Here is a 12,303-nt window from a genome sequence, read left to right as displayed (position 1 = left end):
GGTGCGCTGGTGGCCGGGCAATGATTCACAGTTACCAGTACTAGGCCAAAAGGAGCAGTCCCGCTCGTCCGGAAAGTCGTTTTCGCCAGGCAGACAGTGCCACTGAAGCGTTACCCCAGACTGATAATGTTATTCGTGTTGTTATCAACCGGATCGGAAACGGCAGACGGGGGCGGTCGGGCGGCATATGGTGGCGGGGAGCGCGATCACGGACGACGACGACCAGCCACCGACGGCCTTCGCGACGACGTTGCGGTCGGCCATCGCCACCAGCGGCCTCAGCCTCGACCGGATCCAGGCCCGGCTCCTGGCGCGCGGCGCGTCGGTGAGCGTGACGGCGCTGAGCTACTGGCAATCGGGCAAACGGCAGCCTGAACGGCAGAGTTCGCTGTCCGCGGTCCGGGTCCTCGAAGAGGTACTGGCGGTGCCCGCCGGTTCCCTGCTCAGCCTGCTGCCGCCACCCCGGCCGCGCGGGGCGTCGTCACGCCGGAGCCGCGCCACCACCGAACAGCCGATGACCTTCCCGCTCGAAGCACTCCAGGCACTCCTGGAGAAGGTCGGCGCGCCCAACGCGCTCGAACAACACCATCAGCTGAAACTCGTCGGCCTGCACGATCTGTGCGAGATCGCCGCGGACGGCGGGCAGCGCGCGGTGACCGCGCGGGCGGTGTTCCAGGCGGGCGCGGACGGCCAGGACCGCTGGCTGCTGGTCTACGCCCAAGGCGATCCCGACGCCGGGCCCCCGGTGCTGAACACGCTGCGCAACTGCCACGTCGGCCGCGCCGAAGTCGACGTCGAACACGGGCTCACCGTGGCCGAACTGCTCTTCGACCGGCCGATCGACCGCGGCGAGACTCACCTGATCGAGTACTCCTTGACCAACCCCGGACCGCCGTACCCGGAATGCCGGAACACGCATTACCGCGAGTTCCGGCGTCCCGTGCGGGAGTACCTGCTGGAGGTCCGGTTCGACCCGGACACCATCCCGGCGAAGTGCTGGCAGTATTCGCGCCAGGGCACGTCACCGCTGGACCGGAAGGAACTCAAACCGGACCAGGGCAGCGGCGTCCACGCGGTCGCGCTCGACTTCGGTCCCGGCGTCTTCGGGATCGACTGGGAGTACTAGCCCCGGCCGTCTCGTGAGTGGTAATGACGGTTCTAACCGTCATTACCACTCACGAGGCTGGGCTCCTACCTAGTGCAGCTTGTTGCGCAGGACCTTCCCCGTCGCGTTGCGCGGCAGCTCGTCGAGGAACTCCACGTCGCGCGGCACCTTGTACCGGGCGAGGTTGGCCCTGACGTACTCGCGGACCCCGTCGACGTCCAAATCGGACTTCTCGGCCCGCACGACGAAGGCCTTCAACCGCTGCCCGAATTCGGGATCCTCGACGCCGACGACCGCCGCCTCGATCACGTCTTCGCGTTCGACCAGGAGGTTCTCCACCTCGATCGGGAAGACGTTCTCGCCGCCGGAGACGATCATCTCGTCGTCACGACCGTCGATGAACAGCAGGCCGTCCTCGTCGAAATGGCCGACGTCGCCGCTGGAGAGCAGCCCGTCGATGATCTCCTTGTTCCGCCCGTCGGTGTAGCCCTGGAAGCTCAGCCCGCTGCCGACGAACACCCGGCCGGTGACGTGCGGCTCGGTGATCTTGCCGCCCTTCTCGTCGTACAGCGCGACCTTGCAGCCCACCGGCGCGCGGCCGACGGTGCCCGGCGCCTTGCGCCAGTCTTCGGGCGTCGCGACCGTCGCGACCGCGACTTCGGTCGAGCCGTAGAGGTTGTGCACGACGTCGCCGAACGCGGCGGTCGCGCGGTTGCCCAGGTCCGGGGACAGCGCGGACCCCGCGACGAAGATGATCCGCAAGCACGACGTGTCGTACTTGGCGCGGACCTCTTCGGGCAGGTCGACGATCCGCTGCAGCATCGTCGGCACGAGGACCAGCGTGGTGCAGCGGTTCTCCGCGACCCCGCGCAGCGTCTCCTCCGGCACGAACTTGCGCCGCATGACGACCTTCGAACCGAGCGCGAAGGACAGGATGAACTGCGACAACCCGGTGCCGTGGAACAGCGGCGCGCCCATGTAGGTCGCCTCGCCGGTCCGCAGCGGGATGCGGTCGAGGAACTGCGCGGAGGCGAGCGCGGAGGTGTGCGGCCGCGGCGCGCCCTTCGGCGTCCCGGTGGTGCCGCTGGTCAGGAGGATGAACCCACCCGGTTTGGCGGGCGCCGGCCACGGGCGGTCGTCGGTGCTGGCGATCAGTTCGGTGACGATCGGGATCTCGTGCCCGGACAGCTCGGTACCCGAATCGACCCACGCCAAGTAGCGGTCGACGTCGCCCTCGACCGCGTCCAGCAGCTCGGTGAACTCCTGGTCGTACACGAGCGCGGTGACGCCTTCGCGCTTCGCGACGTCCGCGAGCTGAGGTTTGGCGAAACCGGTGTTCATCAGCAGCAGCTTGGCGCCGAGCTTGCCCGAGGCGAGCATCGTCAGCACGAGACCCCGGTGGTCGCGGCACAGCGCGGCGATCACCGAACCGGGGCCGAGGCCGCGTTCGGCCCAGGCCCTGGCCAGCGCGTTCGACTGGGTGTCGAGCTGCTTGAAGGTCAGCGGGCCGAGTTCGTCGATGATCCCCGTCGCGGTCGGGTCCCGGCGGGCGGCGATCATGTTCGCGCCGGCGAAGGGGCCCCATTTCCGCACCATGACCAGCGAACGCAGCCCCTCGTCGACCCGCGGGATCGGGAGCAGGCCCGCTTGGCGCATCACGTCGATGCTGCGCACGGTCTCGGTCACCTTGCCCGCCACCAGAGTGGCGAGGCCGGTGGGGTTTCTCATCCGGGCACCTCCGTTGCTGCTGCGGCGAGACGCCATTCCGCCGTCGTTCACGTACCGGCGGTATGGGGTTGCTACTCGACAGTAGCCGACCAATAGCGCAGGCGCACTAACCGTCTGGTGACAGAAATGTCGGGGGGAACCACCACAATGTGAGTGTGCAGGCGATCGCAGGTCAAGAGGAGGATGGCGACTTCGCGATCTCGATTTCCGGGGAACCGGCGCGCGATGGCTTGAGCCTGGCGCGGTTCGTCGACGAAGTACGCGGGTTGGAGGCGCAGCGGTCACCCAGATGGGTGTTCCCGTCGGTCGAGCGGACGTACCCGGCCCTGATCAAGGCCGGCGTCCGGGTCCGGCGCTGCCACGATCTGGAGCTGACCGAGGGACTGCTGCTGGCACACGAAGGCCGTCCGAAGGAATCGCGGAGCCTGCGCGCGGCGCTGGCCAGGGCGACCGGTCAGGAGCCGCCCGCCGACGAGCCGCCGCTCTGGGCCGAGGACGACCAGCCGACCCTGTTCGAGACGCGGGGCCCGCGGCTGCCCTCCGGCGTCACCGTGGTCGACGCCGCCCGCCTCGTGCTGGCCGAGCAGGAGAAGCGCGTCGCGCTCACCGAGCGTCCGGAGCGCCTTCGGCTGCTCTTCGCGGCGGAATCGGCGAGCGCGCTGGCCGCCGCCGAGATGTCCGCAGACGGGCTGCCGTGGCGCGCGGACCTGCACCTCGCGCTGCTCGCCGACCAGCTCGGCCCGCGGGTCCCGGCCGGGCACCGGCCGAAGCGGCTGGTCGAGCTGGCGGCGAAGATCAGCGACGCGTTCGGCGGGCGCCCGGTCAACCCGGACGCCCCCGCCAGCGTCATCCGGGCGCTCGGGCGCGAAGGCATCGAGATCACTTCGGCGAGGAAGTACCTGCTCCGCGACATCGACCATCCCGCCGTGCCACCGCTGCTGGAGTACAAGGAACTCGCGCGGCTGCATTCGGCCAACGGCTGGACCTGGCTCGACGAATGGGTCCACGACGGCCGGTTCCGCCCGCACTACATCGTCGGCGGGGTCGTCTCGGGCCGCTGGGCCAGCCGGGGCGGCGGCGCGCTGCAGATCCCGAAGATCCTGCGGACCTGCGTCCGCGCCGATCCGGGCTGGAAACTGGTGGTCGCCGACGCCGCCCAGCTGGAGCCGCGGGTGCTGACGGCGTTGTCCGGGGACCGCAAGCTCGCCGAGGTCGCCGCGGCCACGGATCTGTACGCGAGTCTCGCCGAGGCGATGTTCTCCGGCGTGCGCCGCGTGCCGGTGCCCGCCTGGGACGAGCGGACCGACCGCGACCGCGCGAAGATCGCGATGCTTTCGGCGATGTACGGCGGGACGTCCGGCGAGGCGGGTCCGCTGCTGGCCCTGCTGCGGACCAGGTTCCCGGACGCGGTGTCCTATGTGGAGCGTGCCGCGCAGGCAGGGGAACGCGGCGAACGCGTCCGCTCCCGCCTGGGCCGGACGTCGCCGGCGCCGTCGGAGGCGTGGCGCGCGCTGACCGGCGGGGCCGCGGAGGACGAGGCAGGCGAGCTGAAGGCGCGTCAGGCGTCCCGGAACTGGGGCCGGTTCACGCGCAACTTCGTCGTGCAGGCGAGCGCCGCCGACATGACCGCGGTCCTGCTGGCCACTCTGCGCGGCAAACTCCCCGCCCCCGCGCATCTGGTGTTCTTCCAGCACGACGAGGTCCTGGTGCACACCCCGGCCGAATTCGCCGACGAGGTCTCGAAGTCCATTGTGGACAGTATGACCGAGGCGGCGCGGATGCTGTTCGGGGCCGCCTGCCCCGTCCGGTTCCCGCTGCACATCGCCGCCGTGGACACCTACGCCGACGCGAAGTGACCCGCGCGTTTCGTCCTCTGAATGCGAAATGCGGCGGCGGCGTCCAGGGCCACTTTCGCCCCATGAACCCGACTCGTTACCACTGACCACACGGCGTACAACACCGGAGGCATCGTTACCCTTTTCATCACCGTGGGTAGAGGAATCGAAAGGACATGGTCGACTGACCAGCGCTATCGACCGACGTCGAAGTGTGGGTAGATTCCGAAAGATGGCGAAAAGGTCGCGCAAGAAGAAGGTGGCAAGCCTGTGGGGATACCTTTTGCTGGCCGCCGTCGTGTGCTTCTGGTTCACACCCTCGATCGGCCCTGGCGCGATCGCGATACTTTCGGGTTTCGTGGTGCTCTACTGCCTGTTCCAAGCTCCGATGTGGTGCTGCGCCGAAACACGGAATGACACACCCTGCCGCAATAACGCTCACGGAATCCTGCTCGGCTGCCACCTTCGACAACATAAATGGCAAAAACTTGCCATGGCCGTCAAGCAGCAATACTGGAGCAAGCTGACGAAGCGGGTGTTCAGTAGCGTCGGTGGGCAAGCCGCCACGTTCTCGGCTTTCGCCGCCATGCTCTCCGCGACCGTCGCGACCACAACCCTGATCGTCAAGTGAGCTGAAGGGAGCTTTCCCCGCATCTCATGCGAGGAAAGCGTCCTTCACCGCATCTCATGCGATGAAGGACGCTTTCAGCTCACGGCGGCGTCGTCCAGGGCCTTGATGACGCGCTTCAGCGAGACGGGGTGCGCGGTGCCGAGCGTCTGGGCGAAGAAGCTGACCCGCAGTTCCTCGATCATCCACCGAATCTCCCGCAGCGCGGGCGACGACGTCCGCGGCGGCACCGCGTCGAGGGCCGCCTGGTACTCGTTGCGCAGCCACGCGATGTCGCCGGTGCGCTGGATGTCGCGGGTCGGCTCGGTCGGAAGCTTCTCCAGCCGCCGTTCGATCCCGCGCAGGTACCGGACGACGTGCTTCAGCCTGTCCTGCCCCGTCTCGGTCACGAAACCCTTGTGCACCAAGCCGTCCAGCTGCGCGCGGATGTCGGCGAGCGAGTCCTTCGGGCCCCGGGTGTCGGCCAGCCGGGTCTCGACGTCGTTGGCCGCGCGCAGGATCTTCTCGACGTTGGTCAGCACGTCGAGCACTCCGGGGTTCAGCCCGGCACGCACCTTCTCCTGCAGGACGGCGAAACCGGCCTCGTCCCAGCGCGGGCCGCCGTTGTCGGCGACGAGTTTGTCGACGGCGCAGTCGACACAGTCTTCGAGCAGCGCCGCCACCGAACCGTGCGGATTGCGGTTCAGCACGAGTTTGGACGAATTGCCGAGGTTGCGGGTGATGAACTTCATCGGCGACGGCAGATTCAACCGCAGCATCCGCCGCGTACCCGCCCACATCGACTGTTCCTGCTGCCCCGGCGTGTCCAGCAGCCGCACCGCGACGGTGCCGCCTTCGTCCACCAGCGCCGGATACGCCTTGACGTCGTGCCCGCGCTGCTTGCTCGCGAACACCTTCGGCAGCTCTCCGAACGCGGGCGTCGTCAGGCCCTCGCGCTCGATGCTGTCGGCGGCCTTGGAGATCGTCGCGCGCACCTGGCCGCTCAGGTCTCGTTTGAGCGCCTCGATGTCTTTGCCCTCGGACACCTTCTTGCCGCGGACGTCCACCACGCGGAAGGTCATCTTCAGATGCTCGGGTACCGAGGACAGCTGCCAGGCGTCGTCCGGAATGGTGACCCCGCGCAGGGCCTCCAGCTCGTCCGCGACGGCGTGCAGCAGCGGCCCGTCGGCCGGGCCGACCCGCGACAGCACGAGCTTCGCGTGGTCGGGTGCCGGCACGAAGTTGCGCCGGATCGCCTTGGGCAGCGACTTGATCAGCTGCGTCACCAGCTCTTCGCGCAGGCCGGGGACCTGCCAGTCGAAGCCGTCCGGGGTGACCTGGTTCAGCACCGGCAGCGGGATGTGCACGGTGACGCCGTCCGCGTCCGCCCCGGGCTCGAACTGGTACGTGAGCTTGAAGGTCTGGCTGCCCTGAGTCCAGAAATCGGGGTAGTCGGCCTCGCGCACGCCGCCCGCGGTCTCGTTGATGAGCATCGTCTTCTCGAAGCTCAGCAGGTCGGGCTCGGTGTGGCGGGCCTTCTTCCACCAGCTGTCGAAATGCCGTGCCGACACGACCTCGGCCGGGACGCGCTGGTCGTAGAACTCGAAGAGCGTCTCGTCGTCGACCAGGATGTCGCGGCGGCGCGCCCGGTTCTCCAGGTCCTCGACCTCTTCGAGCAGCGCGCGGTTCTCGCGGAAGAAGTGGTGCCGGGTCTCCCAGTCGCCTTCCACCAACGCGTGCCGGATGAACAGTTCGCGGCTCAGTTCCGGGTCGATCCGGCCGTAGTTGACGCGGCGGTCGGCCACCAGCGGGACCCCGTACAGGGTCACCTTCTCCAGCGCCATCACCGCGCCCTGCTTGCGCTCCCAGTGCGGCTCGGAGTAGTTCCGCTTGACCACGTGACCGGCGAGCGGCTCGACCCATTCCGGCTCGATCCGCGCGTTGACCCGCCCCCACAGCCGCGACGTCTCCACCAGCTCGGCCGACATCACGAACCGCGGCTGCTTCTTGAACAGCGCCGAACCCGGGAACACCGAGAACCGCGCCCCGCGCGCGCCGAGATAGTCGCCCTTGGCCGGATCCTTGAGCCCCACATGCGACAGCAGCCCGGCGATCAGCGACGTGTGCACGCGTTGCGGATCGGCCGGGCCGGCGGTGTTGAGGGTGATGCCGAGCGGTTTGGCCAGCTGACGCAGCTGGCTGAAGATGTCCTGCCATTCGCGGATACGCAGGTAGTTCAGGTACTCGTTGCGGCACAGCCTGCGGAACTGGTTGGTGGACAACGCCTTCTGCTGCTCGCTGACGTACTCCCACAGGTTCAGGTACGCCAGGAAGTCGGACGTCTTGTCCGCGAACCGCGCGTGCTGCTCGTCCGCCGCCTGCTGTTTCTCCGCCGGCCGCTCGCGCGGGTCCTGAATGGACAGTGCGGCGGCGATGATCATCACTTCGCGCACGCAGCCGTTGCGCGAAGCCTCCAGCACCATCCGCGCCATCCGCGGGTCGACCGGGAGCTGCGCGAGCTTGCGGCCGGTCTCGGTGAGCTTCTTGCCGTCGGACATGTCGAAGGCGCCGAGTTCCTGCAGCAACTGGACACCGTCGGTGACCTGACGGCGGTCCGGCGGTTCCACGAAGGGGAACGCCGCGATGTCGCCGAGGCCGAGCGAGGTCATCTGCAGGATGACGGACGCGAGGTTGGTCCGCAGGATCTCCGGATCGGTGAACTCGGGCCGGGCGTCGAAATCGTCTTCGGAGTACAGCCGGATGCAGATACCGTCGGAGGTACGCCCGCAGCGGCCCTTGCGCTGGTTCGCGGAAGCCTGCGAGACCGGCTCGATCGGCAGCCGCTGGACCTTGGTGCGATGGCTGTACCGCGAGATCCGCGCGGTGCCGGGGTCGATGACGTACTTGATCCCCGGCACGGTCAGCGAGGTCTCGGCGACGTTCGTGGCGAGGACGACGCGGCGCCCGGTATGACGCTGGAACACCCGATGCTGGTCCGACGACGAAAGCCGGGCATACAGCGGCAGGATCTCGGTATTGCGCAGATCCTGTTTGGACAGAGCGTCCGCGGCGTCGCGGATCTCCCGCTCGCCGGAGAGGAAGACGAGGATGTCGCCCGGCCCCTCGTGCTGGAGTTCGTCGACGGCGTCGCAGATGGCCTGCGTCTGGTCCCGGTCCTGGTCGGCGTCGGGATCGTCCGGGTCGATGATCGGCCGGTAGCGGACCTCGACCGGATACGTCCGCCCGGAGACCTCGACGATCGGGGCGTCTCCGAAGTGCTTGGAGAACCGCTCCGGGTCGATCGTCGCCGAGGTGATGATCACCTTGAGGTCGGGACGGCGCGGCAGGAGCTGCTTGACGTACCCGAGGATGAAGTCGATGTTGAGGCTGCGCTCATGCGCCTCGTCGATGATCAGCGTGTCGTACTGCCGCAGCATCCGGTCGGTCTGGATCTCGGCGAGCAGGATGCCGTCGGTCATCAGCTTGACGAGCGTGTCCTGTCCGGACTGGTCGGTGAACCGGACCTTGTAGCCGACGGCCTCGCCGAGTTCGGTGTTCAGCTCGGAGGCGATCCGGTCGGCGACGGTGCGCGCGGCCAGCCGCCGTGGCTGCGTATGCCCGATCTGGCCGCGGATGCCGCGGCCGAGTTCGAGGCAGATCTTCGGCAGCTGGGTCGTCTTCCCGGAACCGGTCTCCCCCGCGACGATCACCACCTGGTGGTCGCGGATGGCGGCGGCGATCTCGTCCTTGCGCTGGCTGACCGGCAGCTCTTCGGGATAGGAGATCTTCGGGACGCCGTCGCGGCGGCGGGTGACCCGGAGTTCGGCGGCCTCGATGTCGGCCTCGATCCGCGCGGCGATGCTCTCGGCGTCGCGCGCCTTCCGGGCACCGTCGAGCCGGCGCCGGAGGCGGTGCTCGTCGCGCGACATCAATGCGGGCAGGCGAGCGCGCAGGGCGCCGAGCGGGGAAGGTTGAGAAGCCATGACCGGCACCAGGATAGCCGTGCGTGACGATCGAGGCTTCCGAATATCCCCCACGTCACCACCACCGCCCGCGTTTAGCGGGCTAAACGCGACGCCCGGCCGCGTTTAGCCCGCTAAACGCGAAGGTCAGGAGTGGGTGAGCGAGGAGGGGGTGAGGTCGGCGAGGGTGCGGTGACCGGACAGGCCCATGGTCAGGTCGAGGTCGGCGAGCAGGCTCCGCAGCACGTGCCGGACGCCGTCGCCCCCCGCGTGCGCGAGCCCGTACACCCACGGGCGCCCCACCAGCACGGCCTTCGCCCCGAGCGCGAGCGCCTTGGCGATGTCGGCGCCGGTGCGGATGCCGGAGTCGAACAGGACCTCCATCCGGTCGCCGACCGCGCTCACGATCTCCGGGAGCACGTCGAGCGAACCGACTGCGCCGTCGACCTGGCGCCCGCCGTGGTTGGACACGACGATCCCGTCCATCCCGGCGTCGACGGCGCGGCGCGCGTCGTCGGGATGCTGGACGCCCTTGAGCACGATCGGCCCGTCCCAGTGCTCCCGCAGGAACGGCAGCCTGCTCCAGGTGCTGTCGGTGCCGGTGACCATCGAGAGCCAGCGCAGGATCGCGGTGGGCGGATCCTCCTCGGGCGTCTTCTCCAGCAGCCCGCGGAACACCGGGTCACTGAACGGGACGCCGAGGCCCTCCCCCTTGATGAACGGCAGGTACGCGTGGTCGAGGTCGTTCGGGCGCCACGCGAGGGTCCAGGTGTCGAGCGTGACCACGAGCGTGCTGAACCCCGCGGCCTTCGCCCGCGCCAGGATGCTCGCGCAGACGTCGTTGTCGGTGGGCCGGTACAGCTGGAACCACCTCGGACCCGCGCCGCTGGCCTCGGCGACGTCCTCGATGCTGGTCGAGGACGCCGTCGACATGATGTAGGGCAGGCCGACCGACGCCGCGGCCCGCGCGGCCTCCGGCTCGGCGCCCTCGTGCACGATCGACTGGACGCCGACCGGCGCCAGCAGCACCGGAGCCGGCACCGGGGTGCCCAGCACGGTCGTGGACAGGTCGCGTTCGGTCGCGCCGGTGAGCATCCGGGGTACCAGGCGCCAGCGGTCGAACGCCTCCCGGTTGGCGCGCGCGGTGGCGCCCGAACCGGCGGAGCCCGCGACGTACCAGAACGGTCCCGGCTCCAGGATCTCCCTGGCCGACTCCTCCAGCTTCGTGGCGTCGGTGGAGCACGGCGGGAAGGTCCCGCCGAGCCCCTGCAGGTAGATCTCGTTCTGGTAGCCGCCGAACCGCTCCGTCACCCAGGCCTCCTCGTCACGTCGCCCTGACCGGCTCGTCGCGGCGGGTCGAGCCTCGGACGATACCCGCCGGTAGCAACCAGGTGAGTTTCTCCGAGCGGATGACCGCGACTGGACCGATCACGGCCAGCAGGAGGACGTAGCCCGCGACGAACGGCGCGACCCGCGAGTCCAGTCCGGCCGCCGTCGCCATCGCGGCGAGCACCAGGGAGAACTCACCCCTGGTGAGCACGGTCAGCCCGATGTTGACCCCGGCCTGCCGGTCGAAGCCGTGCAGCCGCGCGGCCAGCGCGCCCGCGCCCAGGTTCAGCACGATCGTCAGCGCCACCGCGATCAGCACCGGCACGACCACCGAGCCGACCGCGTTCGGGTCGATGCTGAGCCCGAAGATGAAGAAGAACAGCGCGCCGAACGCGTCCCGCAGCGGGAGCACCAGCTTGTGGATCCGCGGCGCGACCTTCGAACCGCCGAGCATCATGCCGACCATGAACGCGCCGATGGCGTCGGACACCCCGACCTCTTCGGCGACGGCGGCGCCCATGACGGCGACACCGACGAAGCACACGGTCAGCAGTTCGTCGTCGGCCGAACCGAACAGCTTCGACACCACCCGGCCGCCCCAGCGGGCGAGCGCGGCCATCACGATCAGGAAGGCGAAGGCCTTGCCGAAATCGGCCATGGCCGAGCCGAAACTCCCGGCGCCGGACAACACCGGCTGCAGCAACGCCAGGTACAGCGCGAGGAACAGGTCCTCGATCACGATGATGCCCATGATCAGCCGGGATTCGGGGTTGTTCATCCGGCGCGCTTCGAGCAGGAGCTTGGTGACGATCGCCGACGACGAGATCCCGATGGCACCGGCGATGACCAGCGCTTCCCTGGTCCCCCAGCCGAGCAGGAAGCCGAAGGCGAGCCCGCCGCCGATGTTGAGGACCAGGTAGATCAGCCCGGACCAGACGAGTTTGCGCCCGCCCTTGGCGAGGTCGTCGAGGGAGAATTCGAGGCCGAGGTAGAACAGGAGGAAGACGAGGCCGAGCCCGGCGAGCACGCCGAGTTCACTCGGATCGTCCACAAGGGACAGACCGGGGGTGTTGGGGCCGAAGACGAAGCCGGCCAGCATGAACAGGGGGATGGTGGGCAGCCCGATACGGGCGCCGGCTCTGGCGATCACGCCGGCGGCGAGGAACGCCCCGCCGACGGCCAGCAGGGCATGACCGGAACTCATGGAGACCTCCGATGGTGGCTGATTCGGGGGGTAGGGCCTGTTGGCGGAGCTGAGATAGACCCGCCGAAGCGACCGAACGCGTGAACCCGCCACGGCCGGAGGCCCCGCTATCGCGGTGGCAGGGCGCCTTCGCCGCACTGGCGAGGTGCATGACCAAACCGCGCCCTGCCGACGTCGATCGCGGACGCGGGTTCACCAACAGACGATGTAAGGACCGGATCAGCGCGGAGGCGCCCGCGCGGCGGCTCGGGGCAGCGCGCGGGTGACGACGGCGGGTTCGCCCCGCTGGGGAGCGGGACCGGCGTCGACGAGGTCGACGGCCGCCGTCGCGGCGGGCACGTCGGGGAGCGGAACACCTTGCCCGCCATGGAAGGCGGGGAGCGGATGGGTCGCGAAGACGGCGACGGGATCGTCCGCCGCGGCGACGGCGTGCCCGTGGGGGACGGTCGGGGTGCCGAAGGCGAAGACGAGCAAGATCAGGAGGAAGAAGACGGAACGGTGCCGTGGGGCGGGGGCACGGTTCGTCGTCATCT

General features: G+C 69.1%; 8 protein-coding genes. 3 read left to right on the top strand and 5 right to left on the bottom strand.

The annotated features are described in order from the left end of the window. Window positions 1-187: 187 nt before the first annotated feature. A complete protein-coding gene (locus tag L324_RS23785; protein ID WP_173426395.1) occupies window positions 188-1,126 on the top strand; it encodes a hypothetical protein in 939 nt (312 codons plus the stop codon). 69 nt (window positions 1,127-1,195) lie between these two features. Here the strand turns inward: L324_RS23785 and L324_RS23780 are convergent, their stop codons facing one another. Then, window positions 1,196-2,833 carry an acyl-CoA synthetase gene (locus tag L324_RS23780; RefSeq protein WP_037312750.1) on the bottom strand — a complete coding sequence of 546 codons (1,638 nt, stop codon included), beginning with the start codon at window positions 2,831-2,833 and terminating at the stop codon, window positions 1,196-1,198. A gap of 149 nt (window positions 2,834-2,982) precedes the next feature. On the opposite strand from L324_RS23780, the gene L324_RS23775 reads away from it, so the two are divergent. Then, window positions 2,983-4,689, top strand: a complete 1,707-nt coding sequence (locus L324_RS23775; protein ID WP_037312747.1) for a bifunctional 3'-5' exonuclease/DNA polymerase — start codon at window positions 2,983-2,985, stop codon at window positions 4,687-4,689. A gap of 211 nt (window positions 4,690-4,900) precedes the next feature. Next, window positions 4,901-5,299, top strand: a complete 399-nt coding sequence (locus L324_RS42480) for a hypothetical protein (protein ID WP_145926781.1) — start codon at window positions 4,901-4,903, stop codon at window positions 5,297-5,299. 74 nt (window positions 5,300-5,373) lie between these two features. Here the strand turns inward: L324_RS42480 and hrpA are convergent, their stop codons facing one another. From hrpA to L324_RS23755, 4 genes are all read right to left on the bottom strand, one after another. Continuing rightward, window positions 5,374-9,204 (bottom strand): ATP-dependent RNA helicase HrpA, encoded by a 3,831-nt coding sequence (hrpA, locus tag L324_RS23770; RefSeq protein ID WP_235783633.1) that lies wholly within the window; start codon window positions 9,202-9,204, stop codon window positions 5,374-5,376. Window positions 9,205-9,384: 180 nt separating this feature from the next. Continuing rightward, entirely contained in the window at window positions 9,385-10,548 is a 1,164-nt protein-coding gene (locus tag L324_RS23765; RefSeq protein WP_037312745.1) for a lactate 2-monooxygenase, read from the bottom strand. 13 nt (window positions 10,549-10,561) lie between these two features. Then, window positions 10,562-11,770 carry a cation:proton antiporter gene (locus L324_RS23760; RefSeq protein WP_037312742.1) on the bottom strand — a complete coding sequence of 403 codons (1,209 nt, stop codon included), beginning with the start codon at window positions 11,768-11,770 and terminating at the stop codon, window positions 10,562-10,564. 219 nt (window positions 11,771-11,989) lie between these two features. Further along, window positions 11,990-12,301 carry a hypothetical protein gene (locus tag L324_RS23755; RefSeq protein ID WP_037312739.1) on the bottom strand — a complete coding sequence of 104 codons (312 nt, stop codon included), beginning with the start codon at window positions 12,299-12,301 and terminating at the stop codon, window positions 11,990-11,992. Between the last annotated feature and the right edge of the window lie 2 nt (window positions 12,302-12,303).

This window comes from Amycolatopsis orientalis DSM 40040 = KCTC 9412 (assembly GCF_000478275.1).
In the GTDB taxonomy this organism is placed as follows: domain Bacteria; phylum Actinomycetota; class Actinomycetes; order Mycobacteriales; family Pseudonocardiaceae; genus Amycolatopsis; species Amycolatopsis orientalis.
The sequence above is the reverse complement of the archived record's forward strand: the minus strand, read 5'-3'. Positions and strand labels throughout refer to the sequence as shown.